The sequence below is a fragment of the Klebsiella sp. 141161 genome, from assembly GCF_050600815.1.
Lineage (GTDB): Bacteria > Pseudomonadota > Gammaproteobacteria > Enterobacterales > Enterobacteriaceae > Klebsiella > Klebsiella aerogenes.
On record NZ_JAQIRN010000005.1, the window covers coordinates 193,940 to 213,083 of the forward strand.

The 19,144-nt window shown below is 56.8% G+C and carries 20 protein-coding genes and 1 pseudogene; 17 read left to right on the top strand and 4 right to left on the bottom strand.

Features of this window, described 5'->3' with window-relative positions:
* The first annotated feature begins 112 nt into the window (after positions 1–112).
* Positions 113–1,333, top strand: a complete 1,221-nt coding sequence (fabB, locus tag PGR79_RS15070; protein ID WP_015706178.1) for a beta-ketoacyl-ACP synthase I — start codon at positions 113–115, stop codon at positions 1,331–1,333.
* 138 nt (positions 1,334–1,471) lie between these two features.
* Positions 1,472–2,647, top strand: a complete 1,176-nt coding sequence (locus PGR79_RS15075; RefSeq protein ID WP_430921951.1) for an MFS transporter — start codon at positions 1,472–1,474, stop codon at positions 2,645–2,647.
* Between the two features lie 42 nt (positions 2,648–2,689).
* On the opposite strand, the gene flk is transcribed toward PGR79_RS15075, so the two are convergent.
* Entirely contained in the window at positions 2,690–3,673 is a 984-nt protein-coding gene (gene flk / locus PGR79_RS15080) for a flagella biosynthesis regulator Flk (protein ID WP_430921953.1), read from the bottom strand.
* Positions 3,674–3,782: 109 nt separating this feature from the next.
* Here flk and pdxB point away from each other — a divergent pair, with 109 nt between their 5' ends.
* The 10 genes from pdxB (at position 3,783) to PGR79_RS15130 (ending at position 13,610) form a co-directional block, all read left to right on the top strand.
* Positions 3,783–4,919, top strand: a complete 1,137-nt coding sequence (gene pdxB / locus PGR79_RS15085; RefSeq protein ID WP_430914741.1) for a 4-phosphoerythronate dehydrogenase PdxB — start codon at positions 3,783–3,785, stop codon at positions 4,917–4,919.
* Between the two features lie 62 nt (positions 4,920–4,981).
* Positions 4,982–5,995: an aspartate-semialdehyde dehydrogenase gene (locus PGR79_RS15090; protein WP_045364476.1), complete on the top strand. Its 1,014-nt coding sequence runs from the start codon at positions 4,982–4,984 to the stop codon at positions 5,993–5,995.
* Complete coding sequence (gene truA / locus PGR79_RS15095; RefSeq protein WP_015365552.1) at positions 5,995–6,807, top strand: tRNA pseudouridine(38-40) synthase TruA; 813 nt, start codon at positions 5,995–5,997, stop codon at positions 6,805–6,807. The genes PGR79_RS15090 and truA overlap by 1 nt, the downstream gene beginning before the upstream one ends.
* Before the next feature lie 51 nt (positions 6,808–6,858).
* Entirely contained in the window at positions 6,859–7,518 is a 660-nt protein-coding gene (locus PGR79_RS15100) for a DedA family protein (RefSeq protein ID WP_087860098.1), read from the top strand.
* A gap of 199 nt (positions 7,519–7,717) precedes the next feature.
* Positions 7,718–8,632 (top strand): acetyl-CoA carboxylase, carboxyltransferase subunit beta, encoded by a 915-nt coding sequence (gene accD, locus PGR79_RS15105; protein ID WP_430921955.1) that lies wholly within the window; start codon positions 7,718–7,720, stop codon positions 8,630–8,632.
* 63 nt (positions 8,633–8,695) lie between these two features.
* On the top strand, positions 8,696–9,964 hold the full coding sequence (folC, locus tag PGR79_RS15110) for a bifunctional tetrahydrofolate synthase/dihydrofolate synthase (RefSeq protein WP_430921957.1): 1,269 nt from the start codon (positions 8,696–8,698) through the stop codon (positions 9,962–9,964).
* Positions 9,954–10,652 carry a cell division protein DedD gene (gene dedD, locus PGR79_RS15115; RefSeq protein ID WP_045391498.1) on the top strand — a complete coding sequence of 233 codons (699 nt, stop codon included), beginning with the start codon at positions 9,954–9,956 and terminating at the stop codon, positions 10,650–10,652. Before folC ends, dedD begins: the two co-directional genes overlap by 11 nt.
* Before the next feature lie 220 nt (positions 10,653–10,872).
* Positions 10,873–11,361, top strand: a complete 489-nt coding sequence (cvpA, locus tag PGR79_RS15120; protein WP_015706172.1) for a colicin V production protein — start codon at positions 10,873–10,875, stop codon at positions 11,359–11,361.
* Positions 11,362–11,394: 33 nt separating this feature from the next.
* Positions 11,395–12,912, top strand: a complete 1,518-nt coding sequence (gene purF, locus PGR79_RS15125; protein ID WP_047043320.1) for an amidophosphoribosyltransferase — start codon at positions 11,395–11,397, stop codon at positions 12,910–12,912.
* A gap of 125 nt (positions 12,913–13,037) precedes the next feature.
* The gene (locus PGR79_RS15130) at positions 13,038–13,610 is read left to right on the top strand and encodes a UbiX family flavin prenyltransferase (RefSeq protein WP_087860198.1); all 573 of its coding nucleotides are present in this window, start codon (positions 13,038–13,040) and stop codon (positions 13,608–13,610) included.
* 110 nt (positions 13,611–13,720) lie between these two features.
* Here PGR79_RS15130 and PGR79_RS15135 read toward each other — a convergent pair whose 3' ends face one another.
* The gene (locus PGR79_RS15135) at positions 13,721–13,849 is read right to left on the bottom strand and encodes a hypothetical protein (protein ID WP_161798742.1); all 129 of its coding nucleotides are present in this window, start codon (positions 13,847–13,849) and stop codon (positions 13,721–13,723) included.
* Between the two features lie 49 nt (positions 13,850–13,898).
* Here PGR79_RS15135 and argT point away from each other — a divergent pair, with 49 nt between their 5' ends.
* The 5 genes from argT to hisP all read left to right on the top strand — a co-directional run bounded on the left by argT (position 13,899) and on the right by hisP (position 17,978).
* Positions 13,899–14,681 (top strand): lysine/arginine/ornithine ABC transporter substrate-binding protein ArgT, encoded by a 783-nt coding sequence (argT, locus tag PGR79_RS15140; RefSeq protein WP_015365561.1) that lies wholly within the window; start codon positions 13,899–13,901, stop codon positions 14,679–14,681.
* A gap of 267 nt (positions 14,682–14,948) precedes the next feature.
* Positions 14,949–15,731, top strand: a complete 783-nt coding sequence (hisJ, locus tag PGR79_RS15145) for a histidine ABC transporter substrate-binding protein HisJ (protein WP_015365563.1) — start codon at positions 14,949–14,951, stop codon at positions 15,729–15,731.
* Positions 15,732–15,797: 66 nt separating this feature from the next.
* A complete protein-coding gene (locus tag PGR79_RS15150; RefSeq protein WP_015365564.1) occupies positions 15,798–16,484 on the top strand; it encodes a histidine ABC transporter permease HisQ in 687 nt (228 codons plus the stop codon).
* Entirely contained in the window at positions 16,481–17,197 is a 717-nt protein-coding gene (locus PGR79_RS15155; protein ID WP_015365565.1) for an ABC transporter permease, read from the top strand. Before PGR79_RS15150 ends, PGR79_RS15155 begins: the two co-directional genes overlap by 4 nt.
* A gap of 7 nt (positions 17,198–17,204) precedes the next feature.
* Positions 17,205–17,978, top strand: a complete 774-nt coding sequence (hisP, locus tag PGR79_RS15160) for a histidine ABC transporter ATP-binding protein HisP (protein ID WP_015365566.1) — start codon at positions 17,205–17,207, stop codon at positions 17,976–17,978.
* Here the strand turns inward: hisP and PGR79_RS15165 are convergent.
* Both PGR79_RS15165 and PGR79_RS15170 read right to left on the bottom strand, forming a co-directional pair.
* Positions 17,959–18,514, bottom strand: a pseudogene (locus tag PGR79_RS15165) (GNAT family N-acetyltransferase). The gene hisP and the pseudogene PGR79_RS15165 overlap by 20 nt on opposite strands.
* A gap of 75 nt (positions 18,515–18,589) precedes the next feature.
* The gene (locus PGR79_RS15170) at positions 18,590–19,144 is read right to left on the bottom strand and encodes a DNA-binding protein (protein ID WP_430921959.1); all 555 of its coding nucleotides are present in this window, start codon (positions 19,142–19,144) and stop codon (positions 18,590–18,592) included.

The window sequence follows — 19,144 nt, forward strand, 5'->3', positions numbered from 1 at the left end:
GCCAGAAGGCGCAAATTTATACACAAAATGGCTGATCGGACTTGTTCGGCGTACAAGTGTACGCTATTGTGCGACTCGAAACTTAAAATAGTGCGACTTACAGAGGTATTGAATGAAACGTGCAGTGATTACTGGCTTGGGCATCGTTTCCAGCATCGGTAATAACCAGCAGGAAGTCCTGGCATCTCTGCGTGAAGGACGTTCAGGGATCACTTTCTCTCAGGAGCTGAAGGATTCAGGAATGCGTAGCCACGTATGGGGCAACGTCAAACTGGATACCACGGGCCTCATTGACCGCAAAGTAGTGCGCTTTATGAGCGACGCATCCATTTATGCTTATCTGTCCATGGAGCAGGCGGTAGCCGACGCCGGTCTGGCGCCGGAAGCATACCAGAACAACCCGCGTGTCGGCCTGATTGCAGGTTCCGGCGGCGGTTCCCCGAAATTCCAGGTCTTCGGCGCCGATGCCATGCGTAGCCCGCGTGGTCTGAAAGCCGTGGGCCCATACGTTGTGACTAAAGCGATGGCTTCCGGCGTATCCGCCTGCCTCGCCACGCCGTTTAAAATCCACGGCGTCAACTACTCTATCAGCTCCGCTTGCGCCACTTCCGCACACTGCATCGGTAACGCGGTAGAACAGATTCAGCTGGGCAAACAGGACATCGTCTTTGCCGGCGGCGGCGAAGAGCTGTGCTGGGAAATGGCTTGCGAATTCGACGCCATGGGCGCGCTGTCCACTAAATACAACGATTCTCCGGACAAAGCGTCCCGTACCTATGATGCGAACCGCGACGGTTTCGTTATCGCGGGCGGCGGCGGCATGGTCGTGGTTGAAGAGCTGGAACACGCGCTGGCGCGCGGCGCGCATATTTATGCGGAAATCGTCGGTTACGGCGCGACTTCCGATGGCGCGGACATGGTTGCTCCATCTGGCGAAGGCGCAGTGCGCTGCATGCAGATGGCGATGCACGGCGTTGATACTCCGATCGACTACCTGAACTCCCACGGCACTTCTACTCCGGTAGGCGACGTGAAAGAGCTGGGCGCTATCCGCGAAGTCTTCGGTGACAACAGCCCGGCAATCTCCGCCACCAAAGCGATGACCGGCCACTCTCTGGGCGCCGCAGGCGTACAGGAAGCCATCTACTCTCTGCTGATGCTGGAGCACGGTTTTATCGCGCCAAGCATCAACATCGAAGAGATGGACGAGCAGGCTGCCGGCCTTAATATCGTCACCAAACCGACCGATGCTCAGCTGACCACCGTGATGTCCAACAGCTTCGGCTTCGGCGGCACCAACGCTACCCTGGTTATGCGTAAATACAACGCCTAATTGGTAAGAGTCAGCAAAAGGGGAGCCCGAGGCTCCCCTTTTTTTGACGTCTTGACAGCGCCCGGCAAGAGCAGGCAAATTGCTCGCCATCATTCTCATTCCATCTTCTCGCCTTGCTCTGCAAAACTGGGGTAACGCATGTCCGCAGCGACAAAAACGATAAACAACGCTTCAGAGAATCTCTCGCTATTTCGCATTACCTTTGCGGTTTTTCTGACCTATATGACCGTGGGGTTGCCGTTACCGGTTATCCCGCTATTTGTGCACCACGATCTCGGCTTTGGCAACACACTCGTCGGCGTGGCCGTCGGCATCCAGTTTCTCGCCACGGTCTTAACCCGCGGTTATGCCGGGAGACTGGCCGATCAGTACGGCGCGAAACGCTCGGTGCTGCAAGGAATGTTGGCCTGTGCTCTGGCCGGCTGTGCCTGGCTGGCGGCGGCGCTGCTGCCGGTGCCGGTGATGGCCAAATTTGGCCTGCTGGTGCTGGGACGTTTGATTCTCGGTTTTGGTGAAAGCCAACTGCTGACCGGCAACTTAAGCTGGGGACTAGGGCTGGTTGGCCCGCGGCGTTCCGGTAAAGTGATGTCGTGGAACGGCATGGCGATGTACGGGGCGCTGGCGGTGGGCGCCCCGCTGGGGCTGCTGATTTACAGTCGCTTCGGCGTGGCGACGCTGGCCTGCGTTACGATGGCGCTGCCGCTGCTGGCGTGGGCGATTAACGGCACGGTCCGTAAAGTTCCCGCCCACGGCGGCGAACGTCCTTCGCTATGGAGCGTCATCGGTATGATCTGGCGTCCGGGGGTTGGCCTCGGTCTGCAGGGCGTCGGATTTGCGGTGATCGGCACCTTTGTTTCGCTCTATTTCGCCAGCCACGGCTGGGCGATGACCGGCTTCACGTTGACCGCGTTTGGCGGCGCTTTTGTCCTGATGCGTATTCTGTTCGGCTGGATGCCGGATCGCTTCGGCGGCATTAAGGTGGCGATAGTTTCACTGCTGATTGAAGCTATCGGCCTGACGCTGCTGTGGCAAGCGCCGGGCGCCTGGGTGGCGCTGGCGGGCGCGGCTTTGACCGGTTGCGGTTGCTCGCTTATCTTCCCGGCATTGGGCGTTGAGGTAGTCAAACGGGTTCCGGCTCAGGTTCGTGGCACCGCGCTGGGCGGCTATGCCGCGTTTCAGGATATCTCTTACGGCGTCACCGGTCCTCTGGCTGGCCTGCTCGCGACCTCGCTGGGCTATGCTTCCGTGTTCCTGGCCGGGGCGATTTGCGCGGTATTGGGGATTGTGGTCACTCTGTTGACGCTACGTAAATAAATACACAACGGCGGCTATCAGGCCGCCGTTATTGCTTTAGGCTTACAGCACCAGCCACAGCAGAATAATCACTACCAGCAGCGCAATCGCCACCGTCCACGCTTTTTTGCTATACACCGCATGGGGCGAAGGCAGCGGCTCGACCGGGGTAATTGCCATTGTCGCCTGGGCGCGAGCTACGCGTAGCGCAAAGACTTTATTTAATAGCGTTAACACCTGCGGGCTGGTTAAGGTCGTCGTGGGCGTCACCTGCCAGTTGCTTTGCGCGAAATCGGCGATTTTCTGCCACTCCTGCGCCTCCAGCGGTTGCTTAAGCGCTGCCTGCAGTGAATTCATCGTCGGCGCGGTTTGCGCGCTCAGCGTTTGTCGCGCCTGCAGCCAGTATGAGAGCGGGGTGAAGTGGGTGGCGGGGATCAGCTCGCCGGATTTCACGCCGCACAGCTCAAGCATTGATTGCCAGATAAGCTTGCTCGATTCGCCGGTTGCGGCGGCCAGTTTGGTCACTAACTGATTCAGGGTGTTATGTTCCGCCGGCAGCAAAGGGCGCAGCGTTGGCGTTCGCTGCTGCGGTTGCGGGATCGCCAACTGGCCGTTTTGCAGCAGATACAGCACGTTCTCCAGTTGCGCCTGCGTCAGCGCGTGCAGCACGGTTTGGCCGTAATTCTGGCGGATATAATCGCTCACCGCCTGACGGTTATTCCCCTGGGTCAGCAGTTCGCTAAGCTGAGCGAGAATTTGCCGGTGGTGGTGGTTTTGCTGAGCGATACTTAAGCGCTGATTCAGGTTGCTCTCAGCCGCGCTGAAATGGCTCGCCAGCAGCGGCGTATCGCCTTTCAGACCCAGATCGTGCTTCACGCAGGCCCACACTTCGGCGTTTTGCTGCGATGTCAGCGTCACCAGACGCGTTATCAACCGCTCCAGAACGGTGCGTTGCTGCATGGTGAGCGCGTTTGGGCCCACGGCGGATGCGCCGGATGGGCCAGTCCCCGGAGGGCGATCGGACATACCTGAAACGGGTGGTGTCATGATGAATCCTTACCGTAGTACTGTACTTAAGCCGGGTGATGATGTTCCTGGCGGCCAGATTATGGCACACTTCCCCGGTTTACTCTCGTTCTCAGACAGGTACTGAACCGTGAAAATCCTCGTTGATGAAAATATGCCCTATGCGCGTGAGCTTTTTAGCCGTTTGGGAGACGTGCAGGCCGTTCCCGGTCGTCCCATTCCGCAGGAAGCGTTAACCGACGCCGACGCGCTGATGGTGCGTTCCGTCACTAAGGTGAATGAAGCGCTGCTCTCCGGTAAGGCAATTAAGTTTGTCGGCACCGCCACCGCAGGCACCGATCATGTCGATCAAGCGTGGTTACAGCAGGCGGGGATTGGCTTTTCCGCCGCGCCGGGCTGCAATGCGATCGCGGTGGTGGAGTATGTTTTCTCGGCGCTGCTGATGCTCGCCGAGCGCGACGGATTCGCGCTGGCTGACCGTACCGTCGGTATCGTCGGCGTCGGCAACGTTGGCGGGCGTTTGCAAAAACGTCTGGAAGCGCTGGGAATTAAAACATTACTCTGCGATCCGCCGCGCGCCGATCGTGGCGATGAAGGCGACTTCCGCACCCTGGACGAGCTAGCGCAACAGGCGGATATCCTGACTTTCCACACGCCGTTGTTTAAAGACGGGCAGTATAAAACGCAGCATCTGGCCGATGAAGCGCTGATTAGCCGCCTGCAGCCGGGGACTATCCTGATTAACGCCTGCCGTGGTCCGGTGGTGGATAATGCGGCGCTGCTCAAGCGCTTGCAGGCCGGGCAGCAGCTGAGCGTGGTGCTCGACGTCTGGGAACCCGAACCGGATCTGAATACCGAGTTGCTGGCGCGTGTCGATATCGGTACCTCGCATATCGCCGGTTATACCCTTGAAGGCAAAGCGCGCGGCACCACTCAGGTGTTTGAAGCCTATAGCGCGTTCATTGGCCATCCGCAGCAGGTGGCGCTGGATACGCTACTGCCGGCGCCGGAATTTGGCCGCATCACTCTGCACGGCCCGCTCGATCAGGCGACGCTGAAAAGGCTGGTTCATTTGGTGTATGATGTGCGCCGCGATGATGCGCCGTTGCGTAAAGTGGCAGGCATTGCCGGCGAATTCGACAAGCTGCGCAAAAATTATCAGGAACGCCGCGAATGGTCGTCCCTGTACGTACAGTGCAGCGATGAAAAAGCAGCGACGCTGCTGCGTCAGCTCGGTTTTAATGCCGTACATCATCCTGTTCGTTAATATCTTCTTAATGCCCCTGTTGGATAATCCGGCAGGGTCGCTATTTTCTGGAGTACACCACCATGTCTGAAGGCTGGAATATTGCCGTACTGGGCGCAACCGGCGCCGTAGGCGAAGCCCTGCTTGAAACCCTTGCTGAACGCCAGTTTCCGGTAGGCGAAATTTATGCGCTGGCGCGCAATGAAAGCGCGGGCGAACATCTGCGTTATGGTGGCAAATCGGTCATCGTGCAGGACGCCGCCGAATTTGACTGGACCCAGGCCCAGTTGGCCTTCTTCGCCGCGGGCGTCGAAGCCAGCGCGGCGTATGTCGAAGAAGCCACCAACGCCGGTTGTCTGGTTATCGATCTTAGCGGCCTGTTTGCGCTGGAGCCGGACGTGCCGCTGGTGGTGCCGGACGTCAACCCGTTCGTGCTCGGCGACTACCGCAACCGTAACGTGATTGCGGTACCAAACAGCCTGACCAGCCAGCTGCTGACGGCGCTGAAGCCGCTGATCGATGATGGCGGCCTGTCGCGTATTACCGTTACCAACCTGCTGTCTGCCTCGGCGCAGGGGAAAAAAGCGGTCGATGCGCTGGCGGGGCAGAGCGCGAAACTGCTGAACGGTATTCCGATTGATGAAGACGATTTCTTTGGTCGCCAGCTGGCTTTCAACATGCTGCCGATTCTGCCGGATCGCGAAGGTAGCGTGCGCGAAGAACGACGTATCGTCGATGAAGCGCGCAAAATTCTGCAGGATGACGGCCTGATGATTTCCGCAAGCGTCGTGCAATCGCCGGTCTTCTATGGCCATGCGCAGATGGTGAATTTTGAAGCGCTGCGTCCGCTGGCGGCCGAGGAGGCGCGCGACGCCTTTACCCGCGGCGAGGATATTGAGCTTTCCGAAGAGGGCGAATTCCCGACGCAGGTCGGCGATGCTTCCGGAAACGCGCGTCTGTCCATCGGCTGCGTGCATAACGATTATGGCATGCCCGAGCAGATTCAGTTCTGGTCGGTTGCCGATAACGTCCGCTTTGGCGGCGCGCTGATGGCGGTGAAAATCGCCGAGAAACTGGTTCAGGAGTATTTGTACTGATGTCTGAACCACAGCAGCAGCCGGTATATAAAATCGCGCTGGGCATCGAGTACGACGGCAGCAAATACTACGGCTGGCAGCGGCAAAACGAAGTGCGCAGCGTGCAGGAAAAGCTGGAAAAGGCGCTGTCGCAGGTAGCGGCCGAACCGGTACACGTATTCTGCGCCGGGCGTACCGACGCCGGCGTTCACGGTACCGGCCAGGTAGTGCACTTTGAAACCCGCGCCCAGCGTAAAGACGCCGCCTGGACGCTGGGCGTAAATGCGAATTTACCTGGTGACATCGCCGTGCGTTGGGTGAAGCATGTTGCGGACGATTTTCACGCCCGCTTCAGCGCGACGGCCCGTCGTTACCGCTACGTCATCTATAATCACCGCCTGCGCCCGGCGGTGTTGAGCCAGGGGGTGACGCATTATTACCACCCTCTGGATGCCGGGCGGATGCATCGCGCCGCGCAGTGTTTGATTGGCGAGAATGACTTCACCTCGTTTCGCGCGGTGCAATGTCAGTCGCGCACGCCGTGGCGTAACGTGATGCATATCAACGTGACCCGTCATGGCGCTTATGTGGTGGTAGATATCAAAGCGAACGCTTTTGTTCATCATATGGTAAGGAACATCGTCGGCAGCCTGATGGAAGTAGGCGCCGGAAACCAGCCAGAGAGCTGGATTGCAGAACTGCTGGCGGCGAAGGACCGGACTCTGGCTGCCGCGACGGCGAAAGCGGAAGGATTGTATCTGGTGTCGGTGGATTATCCGGCCCATTTCGATCTGCCGGTGATGCCGATGGGCCCGCTGTTTTTGGCGGACTAATATCAGCGCCCCTGTAACAGGGGGCGGTTGTCACTAAAGGCTAAGACAAATATGGACCTGATTCATTTTTTGATTGATTTCATCCTGCATATTGATGTGCACCTTGCGGAGCTGGTCGCGCAGTATGGCGTCTGGGTTTACGCCATCCTGTTCTTGATTCTGTTCTGCGAAACCGGCCTGGTGGTGACGCCGTTCCTGCCCGGAGATTCTCTGCTGTTCGTCGCCGGCGCGCTCTCCGCGCTGCCAACGAACGATCTCAACGTACACCTGATGGTTGCGCTGATGGTCATTGCCGCCGTTATTGGCGATGCCCTGAACTATACCATCGGTAGATTGTTCGGCGAAAAGCTGTTCAGCAATCCGAACTCAAAGATTTTCCGTCGCAGCTATCTCGATAAAACCCATACCTTCTATGAACGCCACGGCGGCAAAACCATCATCCTCGCGCGTTTTGTGCCGATCGTCAGAACCTTTGCGCCGTTTGTGGCGGGAATGGGCCACATGTCCTATCGTCATTTTGCGGCGTACAACGTGGTAGGCGCGCTGCTGTGGGTACTACTGTTCACCTACGCCGGCTACCTGTTCGGTGATTTGCCGATCGTGCAGGAAAATCTGAAGCTGCTGATCGTGGCCATTATCGTCCTGTCGGTACTGCCTGGCGTTATCGAAGTGATTCGCCATCGCCGGGCGGCGGCAAAGCAGGCTAAATAGGCCCTTAGCGGCATTTTCGCCGGGCGTTGCTATGACGTCCGGCGCGCAAAGTGTGAGCGGTTCGACCACTTTTTTATCCCATGTTACGGGATGTTATGATTTAATGTGCAACATTCATGGTCTGTGAGGGGCAAAAGTGGCATTATGCGCCCCTTGCGACAAAACTGGCATCGACCAGGTTCAGGTAGAAAGGTTATCAATGAGCTGGATTGAACGAATTAAAAGCAATATAACCCCCACCCGTAAGGCAAGTATTCCTGAAGGTGTATGGACCAAGTGCGACAGCTGCGGTCAGGTACTGTACCGCGCAGAGCTGGAGCGCAACCTGGAGGTTTGCCCTAAGTGCGATCACCACATGCGTATGTCGGCGCGCAACCGCCTGCATAGCCTGCTGGACGAAGGTTCTCTCGTGGAGCTGGGTAGCGAGCTCGAGCCAAAGGATGTGCTGAAGTTCCGCGATTCGAAAAAGTATAAAGACCGTCTGGCCTCTGCACAGAAAGAGACCGGCGAGAAAGACGCGCTGGTGGTGATGAAAGGCACCCTGCACGGCATGCCTGTCGTGGCGGCGGCATTTGAATTCGCCTTTATGGGCGGGTCGATGGGTTCCGTTGTCGGCGCGCGTTTCGTCCGCGCGGTTGAGCAGGCGCTGGAAGAAAACTGCCCGCTGATCTGCTTCTCCGCCTCTGGCGGCGCCCGTATGCAGGAAGCGCTAATGTCGCTGATGCAGATGGCGAAGACCTCCGCGGCGCTGGCGAAAATGCAGGAGCGCGGTTTGCCCTATATCTCCGTGCTGACCGACCCGACTATGGGCGGCGTCTCCGCGAGCTTCGCAATGCTGGGCGATCTTAATATCGCCGAGCCAAAAGCGCTGATCGGCTTCGCCGGCCCTCGCGTTATCGAGCAGACCGTGCGTGAGAAGCTGCCGCCGGGATTCCAGCGTAGTGAGTTCCTGATTGAAAAAGGGGCGATCGACATGATTATCCGTCGTCCTGAAATGCGTCTGAAATTAGCCAGCATCCTGGCGAAACTGATGAACCTTCCTTCGCCGCAGGCCGATGCGCCTCACGAAGGCGAGGTGGTACCACCGGTACCGGATCAGGAACCAGAGGCCTGATAATGCAGAGGGCAGGGCCGACAGGCGCTGCCCTTTTTTTTACCGTTAACTCTCGCGGACATCATGGAAAAAGATCCTATTCCTCAGGCCACGTCGCCCCTGGCTACGTGGCTTTCTTATCTGGAGCATCTGCACAGTAAAGCCATCGATCTGGGACTGGCGCGGGTGAGCGAAGTCGCCGGACGGATGGCGATATTAAAACCGGCGCCGTTTGTCTTTACAGTAGCGGGTACCAACGGCAAAGGCACCACCTGCCGGACGCTGGAATCGGTGCTGATGGCGGCGGGCTATAAAGTTGGCGTATATAGTTCGCCGCATCTGGTGCGCTATACCGAACGCGTGCGTATCCAGGGCGCCGAGCTGCCGGAAGCGGCGCATACCGCCTCATTTGCCGAAATCGAAGCGGCGCGCGGCGATATCTCGCTGAGCTATTTTGAATTTGGCACGCTGTCCGCGCTATGGCTGTTTAAGCAGGCGCAGCTGGATGTGGTTATCCTGGAGGTGGGCCTCGGTGGACGCCTGGACGCCACGAATATCGTCGATGCCGACGTCGCGGTGGTCACCAGCATCGCGCTGGATCATACCGACTGGCTGGGGCCGGATCGTGAAAGCATTGGCCGTGAAAAAGCGGGTATCTTCCGCGCTGGTAAACCGGCGGTGGTGGGCGAGCCCGATATGCCGCAGACGATTGCCGACGTGGCGAATGAAAAGGGCGCGACGCTGCTGCGCCGCGACCATGACTGGCGTTATAGCATGACAGACCAGTCATGGAACTTTACCGATGGCCAGGGCGAGTTGGCAGGGCTGCCGCTGCCGCAGGTTCCATTGCCCAACGCCGCGACGGCGCTGGCGGCGCTGCGCGCCAGCGGGCTTAACGTCGCTGAACAGGCGCTGCGCGACGGCATTCATCACGCCATGCTCCCGGGCCGCTTTCAGATTATCAGCGACGCGCCGCGGGTGATCCTTGATGTCGCGCATAACCCGCATGCGGCGGCTTATCTCGCCGGGCGTCTCAAAACCTTAGCGAAAACGGGGCGCGTACTGGCGGTTATTGGTATGCTGCATGATAAAGATATCGCCGGAACCCTGGCGAATCTGGCGCCTGAAGTAGATGCGTGGTACTGCGCGCCGCTGGAAGGGCCGCGCGGCGCCACGGCAGACCAGCTGATTACGCATCTGCGTGCGGGCCAACGTTATGACAGCGTAGCGCAGGCGTGGCATGCCGCTATGGCGGATGCCAAAGCCGAAGATACGGTGCTGGTGTGTGGTTCCTTCCACACGGTAGCGCATGTAATGGAAGAGATAGACGCGGGGAGAATCGGTGGCGAGTAAGTTTCAGAACCGTTTAGTCGGGACGATTGTACTGGTAGCGCTGGGGGTAATTATTCTCCCGGGTCTGCTCGACGGTCAGAAAAAACATTATCAGGATGAGTTTGCGGCGATCCCGTTGGTGCCGAAGCCGGGCGATCGCGATGAGCCGGATATGCTGCCGGCGGCTACCCAGGCGCTGCCTTCGCAGCCGCCGGAAGGCGCCGCGGAAGAGGTGAGAGCGGGAGACGCCGCGGCGCCATCGCTGGATCCGTCGCGTATCCCTGTGAACAACAATAGCTTCGATGAAGTTCAGGAGCCGGTGGTGGCCGCCAAGCCGCAGCCGAAACCACAGCCGAAGCCGGTTGAGAAACCGCAGCCGCAGCAGGTCGCGCAGACCCCGCCGCCGGCGAAACCGCAGCCGCAACCACAGCCGCAACAGCAGCAGGCCGCTATTCCGGCGCCGACCGGAAAAGCCTATGTGGTGCAGTTAGGGGCGTTGAAGAATGCCGATAAGGTTAACGAAATCGTAGGTAAGCTGCGTTCCTCGGGCTTTAAAGCCTGGACATCGCCATCCACGCCGGTTCAGGGTAAAATTACCCGTATTCTGGTGGGGCCGGATGCGTCGAAAGACAAGCTGAAGGGGCAACTCGGCGAGCTGCAGCAGATTTCTGGCCTGAGCGGCGTGGTCATGGGGTATAGCCCGAATTAAAAAATGACATCCGCTCTGATTGGGCGAGCTGGCAGGCGGGTTAACCTGCTGAAACCCTTGCCGGATACGCCCTGAAGAGGCGTCAGGCAGTATGGCGTTGAATGTTTTTTCAGCGCCATTTTTATTTCTGTAGGGCACGGAAATCCCTACGCAAACGTTTTCTTTTTCTGTTAGAATGCGCCCCGAACTGGACGACAGGGCGTAAAATCGTGGGATGTATATGGTCTGGATTGATTACGCCATTATTGCGGTAATTGGTTTTTCCTGTTTGGTTAGCCTTATCCGCGGCTTTGTTCGTGAAGCGTTATCGCTGGTGACATGGGGATGTGCCTTCTTTGTCGCCAGTCATTACTACACTTACCTGGCTGTCTGGTTCACGGGCTTTGAAGACGAACTGGTCCGAAATGGGATTGCTATCGCGATATTGTTTATCGCAACGCTTATCGTCGGCGCTATCGTTAACTATGTGATAGGCGCTCTGGTAGAGAAAACCGGTCTGTCAGGAACAGACAGGGTGTTGGGGATCTGTTTTGGCGCCCTGCGCGGCGTGCTTATCGTCTCCGCTATTCTGTTCTTTCTCGATAGCTTCACCGGTATGGCAAAAAGTGAAGACTGGCAAAAGTCTGAGCTTATCCCGCAGTTCAGTTTCGTTATCAGATGGTTCTTTGACTATCTGCAGAGCTCGTCAAGTTTCTTGCCCAAAGCATAAGCGTTGGGATGTAGCTTAACGAGGAAAAGACGTATGTGCGGTATTGTCGGTATCGCCGGTGTTATGCCGGTAAACCAGTCGATTTATGACGCGTTAACGGTGCTTCAGCATCGTGGGCAGGATGCCGCGGGCATCATCACCATTGATGCAAATAACTGCTTCCGTTTGCGTAAAGCTAACGGACTGGTGAGCGATGTGTTCGAAGCGCGCCACATGCAGCGTATGCAGGGAAATATGGGGATTGGCCACGTCCGTTACCCAACGGCAGGCAGTTCCAGCGCTTCTGAAGCGCAGCCTTTTTACGTTAACTCGCCCTACGGCATTACGTTGGCCCATAATGGCAACCTGACCAATGCCCACGAGCTGCGTCAAAAGCTGTTTGAAGAAAAACGCCGCCACATCAACACCACCTCCGATTCCGAAATTCTGCTCAATATCTTCGCCAGCGAGCTGGATAATTTCCGTCATTATCCGCTGGAAGCCGATAACATTTTCGCCGCTATTGCCGCGACGAACCGCCAGATTCGCGGCGCGTACGCCTGCGTGGCGATGATTATCGGCCACGGTATGGTCGCCTTCCGCGACCCGAACGGTATCCGCCCGCTGGTGCTCGGCAAGCGCGATATCGGCGATGGCCGCACCGAGTACATGGTCGCCTCCGAAAGCGTGGCGCTGGATACACTGGGCTTTGAATTTCTGCGTGACGTCGCGCCGGGAGAAGCGGTCTACATCACCGAGAAAGGCCAGCTGTTTACCCGCCAGTGCGCGGAAAACCCGGTCAGCAACCCATGCCTGTTCGAATACGTCTATTTCGCGCGTCCGGACTCCTTTATCGACAAGATTTCCGTCTATAGCGCCCGTGTGAACATGGGCACGAAGCTTGGCGAGAAAATTGCCCGTGAGTGGGAAGATCTGGATATCGATGTCGTTATTCCGATCCCGGAAACCTCCTGCGATATCGCCCTGGAGATTGCTCGTATCCTCGATAAACCCTATCGTCAGGGCTTCGTCAAAAACCGCTATGTTGGCCGTACCTTTATCATGCCGGGCCAGCAGCTGCGCCGTAAATCCGTGCGCCGTAAGCTGAACGCCAACCGCGCCGAATTCCGTGATAAGAACGTGCTGCTGGTGGATGACTCTATCGTTCGCGGCACCACTTCTGAACAGATTATCGAAATGGCGCGCGAAGCCGGCGCGAAGAAAGTGTATCTGGCCTCCGCGGCGCCGGAAATTCGCTTCCCGAACGTTTACGGTATCGATATGCCGACCGCCAACGAGCTTATCGCCCACGGTCGCGAAGTTGACGAGATCCGTCAGATCATCGGCGCTGATGGCCTGATTTTCCAGGATCTGGACGATCTGATCGAAGCGGTACGCGCTGAGAACCCGGACATTCAACAGTTCGAGTGTTCGGTCTTTAACGGCGTGTACGTCACCAAAGACGTTGACCAACAGTATCTCGATTATCTTGACTCTCTGCGTAACGATGATGCCAAAGCGGTCCAACTGCAAACCGAAGTTGAAAACTTAGAGATGCATAACGAAGGCTAATTGGTCCCTTGTCGCTGGCCCGCCGTCTTTCGAAGACCGCGGGCCTTTTTATTTTTACCCGCCAGGTTGCGTCGGGGACTATAATCCGGCAAAGTCTGCGGCATTACGCGCAAGAGGAATACATCGTGAAACGACTCATTATCGGCATTTCCGGCGCCAGCGGCGCGATTTACGGCGTACGCTTGCTACAGGTTCTGCGTGATGTCGCCGGGGTCGAGACCCATCTGATAATGAGCCAGGCTGCACGTCAGACGCTGTCGCTGGAAACCGACTACTCGCTGCGGGAAGTGCAGGCGCTGGCCGATGTGGTACACGACGCGCGCGATATCGCCGCCAGCATCTCCTCCGGCTCGTTTAAAACCAGTGGGATGGTTATTCTACCGTGCTCGATGAAAACGCTCTCTGGCATCGTCAATAGCTATACCGACGGTCTGCTGACCCGCGCGGCGGACGTGGTGTTAAAAGAGCGCCGCCCGCTGGTGCTTTGCGTACGCGAGACGCCGTTCCACCTGGGGCATCTGCGTTTAATGGTGCAGGCGGCGGAAATGGGCGCGGTGATTATGCCGCCGGTGCCGGCCTTCTATCATCGTCCGCAGACGCTGGACGATGTGATTAATCAGACGGTTAATCGGGTTGTCGATCAGTTCGATATTGAGCTGCCGCAGGACCTGTTTACCCGCTGGCAAGGCGGAGCATGATGCACCTGTTTGGTGCATTTTATTTACCTTTGCCTTCCGCTGGTGCATTTTTGTTGTCCTGATCAAATCCTCGACATTTAATTTGTTTTTTTGCGTTTTGCCGCTGCGGTTTATCCGCCAATGCTGGTATCTTCCCTCTTAAGACAATCTTGCAACTTTATATTAACAAATTTAACGCTGTTACCGGCACGCACCGGGAAAATGGCATAAAACCTGCAAGAACCGTCGGCAACATACATAACCAGACAGCGCACAACATAACAACATCACGACACTTAAGGGCTTTCTATGAAGAAGACGATCCTGGCTCTCTCGTTAATCATGGGAATCAGCAGCGCCGCCAGCGTATCTGCGGCGCTGCCGCAAAGTATCCGCATCGGCACCGATACCACCTATGCGCCTTTCTCGTCGAAGGATTCGAAGGGCAACTTTATTGGCTTTGACATCGATCTGGGCAATGAACTGTGCTCGCGCATCAAGGTGAAGTGCACCTGGGTGGGCAGCGATTTTGACGCGCTCATCCCCTCGCTGAAAGCGAAGAAAATCGACGCGATTATCTCGTCGCTGTCGATTACCGAAAAACGCCAGCAGGAGATTGCTTTCTCTGACAAACTGTACGCGGCAGATTCTCGTCTGATCGCGGCAAAAGGCTCGCCGATTCAGCCTACGCTGGAGTCGCTGAAAGGCAAGCATGTTGGCGTACTGCAGGGCTCTACTCAGGAGGCCTATGCCAACGAACGCTGGCGCAGCCAGGGCGTGGATGTTGTCGCCTATGCTAACCAGGATCTGATCTATTCCGACCTCGCCGCAGGGCGCCTTGATGCGGCGCTGCAGGATGAAGTCGCGGCCAGCGAAGGTTTCCTCAAACAACCTGCCGGTAAAGATTACGCCTTTGCCGGTCCTTCCGTTAAAGACAAAAAATACTTCGGCGATGGTACCGGCATCGGCCTGCGCAAAGAAGATGGCGAGCTGAAAGCCGCGTTCGACAAAGCGCTGGGTGAAATGCGTAAAGACGGCACCTACGACAAAATGGCGAAGAAATACTTCAACTTTAACGTCTACGGCGATTAAGACTGTAGCGGTCTGGTTATGCCAGGCCGCTCCATTGCGACGCGGTTATTGTTGCCCTTGATAGGTGCAAGCGGTTGACGGCTTGCACCAGAATGGGGCGATAGCAGTTTTTCTTTGTTCAGAAAATGCATAGTTAAGCGTTTCTGATGCAAAAAAATCTGCTTTCCTGCGCATTTTGCTTTGCCTTGGCAGGGCGAATAATGGCACGATAACTGGCGTAAGTGCTTCTAATAAACCCGTTAGAATGACAGTCTGTTGAGGATAATTATGAAAAAACTGGCGTTGTCTCTTTCTTTGGCGCTGGCCCTTTCCAGCGTTTCCACGGTATTCGCAGCCATTCCACAGAAAATCCGTATTGGTACCGATCCTACTTATGCGCCGTTCGAATCGAAGAATGCGCAGGGGCAATTGATCGGTTTTGACATCGATCTGGCGAAAGAGCTGTGTAAGCGTATTAATACCCAATGTACCTTCGTTGAAAACCCGCTGGATGCGCTGATCCCCTCGTTAAAAGCGAAGAAAATCGATGCGATTATGTCCTCGCTGTCGATTACCGAAAAGCGCCAGCAGGAAATTGCCTTCACCGACAAACTTTATGCCGCTGACTCCCGTCTGGTGGTGAAAAAGGGCAGCGATATTACGCCAGACCTGAGCAAGCTGAAAGGCAAGCGCATTGGCGTACTGCAGGGCACCACTCAGGAAACCTACGGCAACGAGCATTGGGCGCCGAAAGGCATTGAAATTGTCTCCTATCAGGGCCAGGACAATATCTATTCCGACCTGACTGCGGGCCGTATTGACGCTGCGTTCCAGGATGAGGTCGCTGCCAGCGAAGGTTTCCTCAAACAGCCGATTGGCAAAGATTATCAGTTTGGCGGCCCGTCCATTAAGGATGAGAAGTTATTTGGCGTCGGTACCGGCATGGGCCTGCGTAAAGACGACACCGAGCTGCGTGAGGCGCTAAATAAAGCTTTCGCCGAGATGCGTAAAGACGGCACTTACGACAAGCTGGCGAAGAAATATTTCGACTTTAACGTGTACGGCGACTAATCATCGTTAGTACCTCGCCGCACGCGTTTTCACGTGCGGCGATCGATGACAGACAGGGCAGACAGCATGCTGTACGGGTTCTCACAGGTTATTTTTCAGGGCGCGCTGGTCACCCTTGAGCTGGCGCTTAGCTCGGTGGTGCTGGCGGTCCTTATCGGGCTGGTGGGCGCGGGGGCGAAACTATCCGCCAACCGGCCTATGGCGCTGGTGTTTGAAGGCTATACCACGCTGATCCGCGGGGTGCCGGATCTGGTGCTGATGCTGCTGATTTTCTATGGGCTGCAGATCGCCCTTAACAGCATCACCGATGCATTAGGCATGGCGCAATTTGATATTGATCCGATGATTGCCGGTATTATCACCCTCGGCTTTATCTATGGTGCGTACTTCACTGAAACCTTCCGCGGCGCGTTTCTGGCGGTGCCGAAAGGCCATATTGAAGCGGCGACGGCATTTGGCTTTAGCGGCTGGCAGACGTTCCGCCGTATCCTGTTTCCGGCGATGATGCGCTATGCGCTGCCCGGTATCGGCAACAACTGGCAGGTGATTCTCAAAGCCACTGCGCTGGTGTCGCTGCTCGGTCTGGAAGACGTGGTGAAGGCAACGCAGCTTGCGGGCAAAAGCACCTGGCAGCCGTTCTATTTCGCTATCGTCTGCGGGGCGATCTATCTGGTGTTTACCACGATTTCCAATGGTGTGCTGCTGCTGCTTGAACGCCGCTACTCCGTGGGTGTGAAGAGGGCTGACCTGTGATTGAAATTATTCAGGAGTACTGGAAATCCCTGCTGTGGACCGACGGTTACCGTTTTACCGGCGTGGCGATCACCCTGTGGCTGTTGATTGCTTCAGTGGTGATGGGCGGCATCCTCGCGGTGTTTCTCGCCATCGGGCGCGTATCGAGCAATAAATACATTCAGTTTCCGATCTGGCTGTTTACCTATATTTTCCGCGGTACGCCGCTGTACGTGCAGCTGCTGGTGTTTTACTCCGGGATGTATACGCTGGAAATCGTCAAAGGCAGCGATCTATTGAATGCGTTTTTCCGCAGCGGCCTGAACTGTACGGTGTTGGCATTGACCTTAAATACCTGCGCCTACACCACCGAGATTTTTGCCGGGGCGATTCGTTCGGTGGCGCCGGGCGAGATTGAAGCTGCGCGGGCTTACGGCTTTTCGTCAGTTAAGCTGTATCGCTGCATTATTTTGCCCTCTGCGCTACGTATTGCGTTACCCGCGTACAGCAACGAAGTCATTCTGATGCTGCACTCGACGGCGCTGGCGTTTACCGCCACGGTGCCGGATTTGCTGAAAATCGCGCGCGATATTAACTCGGCGACCTATCAGCCGTTTACCGCTTTTGGTATCGCCGCGGTACTGTACTTAATTATTTCGTATGTGCTGATTAGCTTGTTCCGCAAGGCGGAAAAGCGCTGGCTGCAGCATATCAAACCTTCTTCGACGCACTGAGAAAGCCATGACCGACAATAAATTAAGCGTTATCGATCTGCATAAACGTTACGGCGAGCACGAGGTGCTGAAAGGCGTCTCGCTGAAAGCGAAGGCCGGAGACGTGATTAGTATTATCGGCTCATCGGGTTCCGGTAAAAGTACCTTCCTGCGCTGCATTAACTTTCTTGAGAAGCCAAGCGAAGGAACGATTATCGTCAACGGACAGAATATTGGCCTGGTGCGCGATAAAGACGGCCAGTTGAAGGTAGCGGATAAAAACCAGCTGCGTCTGCTGCGCACGCGACTGACGATGGTGTTCCAGCACTTCAACCTGTGGAGCCACATGACGGTACTGGAAAACGTCATGGAGGCGCCGATTCAGGTGCTCGGCCTCAATAAACAGGAAGCGCGCGAGCGGGCAGTGAAGTATCTGGCGAAAGTCGGCATCGATGAACGCCAGCAGATCAAATATCCGGTACATCTTTCCGGCGGTCAGCAGCAGCGCGTGTCCATCGCGCGGGCGCTGGCGATGGAGCCGGACGTACTGTTGTTTGATGAGCCGACCTCGGCACTGGATCCGGAGCTGGTGGGCGAAGTATTGCGTATTATGCAAAAACTGGCGGAAGAGGGGAAAACCATGGTGGTCGTCACCCACGAAATGGGCTTTGCCCGCCACGTCTCTTCACACGTGATTTTCCTCCATCAGGGAAGAATCGAAGAAGAGGGGCATCCCGACGAGCTGTTCGGCAACCCGAAAAGCCAGCGCCTGCAGCAGTTCCTTAAAGGTTCACTGAAGTAATCGCCTCTATCCCGGCGGGTTTGCTCGCCGGGAATGACTTAACGCTCCAGCCGGTAGATCCAATCATCGTAATCCACGCCGTTGAGGTGGTAGGCCTGTTCCAGCACCTGAATGCGTACAAAACCCAGCTTTTCCAGCAGCCGCGACGACCCCAGGTTATCTCCCAGCACCCAGGCATTAATGGCGTGGATGCCAAGGGTGGTAAAGCCGTAATCACAAATCGCGCGCAGCGCTTCGCTGGCGTAGCCCTGGCCCTGCGCTTGCGGCAGTAGCGCGTAGCCGACGTCGGCCTCGTGCGGATTTTTCGTACTGATGCGCAGACCAATATCTCCCAGCGACGTGCCGGCCGAATCGCGCAACACAAAGACGCCGGTATCTTCGCAGCGGCATTCAAACACGCTGCGTAGCGCCGTTTCGCTTAACACCTCACCCATGTAACGCATGACGTCAGGATCCTGACGCAGACGCAGAAAAAAGGGCCAATCGGCCGGAGTGAAGCGGGAAAGCAACAGGCGGGGCGTGGTTATCGTAGTCATAAAGCGGTTAATCAGCTAAAACGAAAGCCTACTTTACCACCATACTGCGCCGGGTAACATGCTCGCCCTCGCGAATCAGCCTGCGGGTGGCGTGGCGCTCAGCCTTTGCAGGTAGCGCTGCACGCGGTGATTTTCCGGTGAACGGCGAAGCTGTAGCGCCAGGTTGAGGCTATCCAGCAGTTGGGCGTTAGCCACCATCGGCGAATCGGCGGCGATGCGCTTTTCCGCGACTAACCATTCAACGACCGATTTCCAGCGCCAGAGAGGGGAATTGCCCTTCACGCGCTGTACGGGGCCGGGAAACCGCCCGCTGCCGCGAGTGCCCTCTTTTAATAGAGCGATCGCCTGGCGGGAGACGCCGATAAGTTCGGCGATATCGCTCAGCCCGACTAGTGTCGAATCGATGGACTCCACGCGGATATCTGGCAGCGCGGCGGTTTCTACATCGCGGATGGCGGACAGCGCCGCCTGCTCCAGCGATTGGCCCTCGCGATCGAACTCAAGGTAGACCGCGGTACCGTAAAAGCAGACCAGCGCGTCGCTACAGCCTGCGGCAAAGAGCGCATCTTCCAGTCCTGGCGTTTGACTGGTGACGCCGGACAGCGTCAGCGTAAAATTAAATATCGGCAT

What these genes read in the sequence shown, in the direction of transcription:
- fabB (WP_015706178.1), top strand. Translation starts at nt 113, where the DNA reads ATGAAACGTGCAGTGATTACTGGCTTGGGCATCGTTTCCAGCATCGGT.
- PGR79_RS15075 (WP_430921951.1), top strand. Translation starts at nt 1,472, where the DNA reads ATGTCCGCAGCGACAAAAACGATAAACAACGCTTCAGAGAATCTCTCG.
- flk (WP_430921953.1), bottom strand. Translation starts at nt 3,673, where the DNA reads ATGACACCACCCGTTTCAGGTATGTCCGATCGCCCTCCGGGGACTGGC.
- PGR79_RS15090 (WP_045364476.1), top strand. Translation starts at nt 4,982, where the DNA reads ATGTCTGAAGGCTGGAATATTGCCGTACTGGGCGCAACCGGCGCCGTA.
- truA (WP_015365552.1), top strand. Translation starts at nt 5,995, where the DNA reads ATGTCTGAACCACAGCAGCAGCCGGTATATAAAATCGCGCTGGGCATC.
- PGR79_RS15100 (WP_087860098.1), top strand. Translation starts at nt 6,859, where the DNA reads ATGGACCTGATTCATTTTTTGATTGATTTCATCCTGCATATTGATGTG.
- accD (WP_430921955.1), top strand. Translation starts at nt 7,718, where the DNA reads ATGAGCTGGATTGAACGAATTAAAAGCAATATAACCCCCACCCGTAAG.
- folC (WP_430921957.1), top strand. Translation starts at nt 8,696, where the DNA reads ATGGAAAAAGATCCTATTCCTCAGGCCACGTCGCCCCTGGCTACGTGG.
- cvpA (WP_015706172.1), top strand. Translation starts at nt 10,873, where the DNA reads ATGGTCTGGATTGATTACGCCATTATTGCGGTAATTGGTTTTTCCTGT.
- purF (WP_047043320.1), top strand. Translation starts at nt 11,395, where the DNA reads ATGTGCGGTATTGTCGGTATCGCCGGTGTTATGCCGGTAAACCAGTCG.
- PGR79_RS15135 (WP_161798742.1), bottom strand. Translation starts at nt 13,849, where the DNA reads ATGTATGTTGCCGACGGTTCTTGCAGGTTTTATGCCATTTTCCCGGTG.
- argT (WP_015365561.1), top strand. Translation starts at nt 13,899, where the DNA reads ATGAAGAAGACGATCCTGGCTCTCTCGTTAATCATGGGAATCAGCAGC.
- hisJ (WP_015365563.1), top strand. Translation starts at nt 14,949, where the DNA reads ATGAAAAAACTGGCGTTGTCTCTTTCTTTGGCGCTGGCCCTTTCCAGC.
- PGR79_RS15150 (WP_015365564.1), top strand. Translation starts at nt 15,798, where the DNA reads ATGCTGTACGGGTTCTCACAGGTTATTTTTCAGGGCGCGCTGGTCACC.
- hisP (WP_015365566.1), top strand. Translation starts at nt 17,205, where the DNA reads ATGACCGACAATAAATTAAGCGTTATCGATCTGCATAAACGTTACGGC.
- PGR79_RS15170 (WP_430921959.1), bottom strand. Translation starts at nt 19,144, where the DNA reads ATGCCGATATTTAATTTTACGCTGACGCTGTCCGGCGTCACCAGTCAA.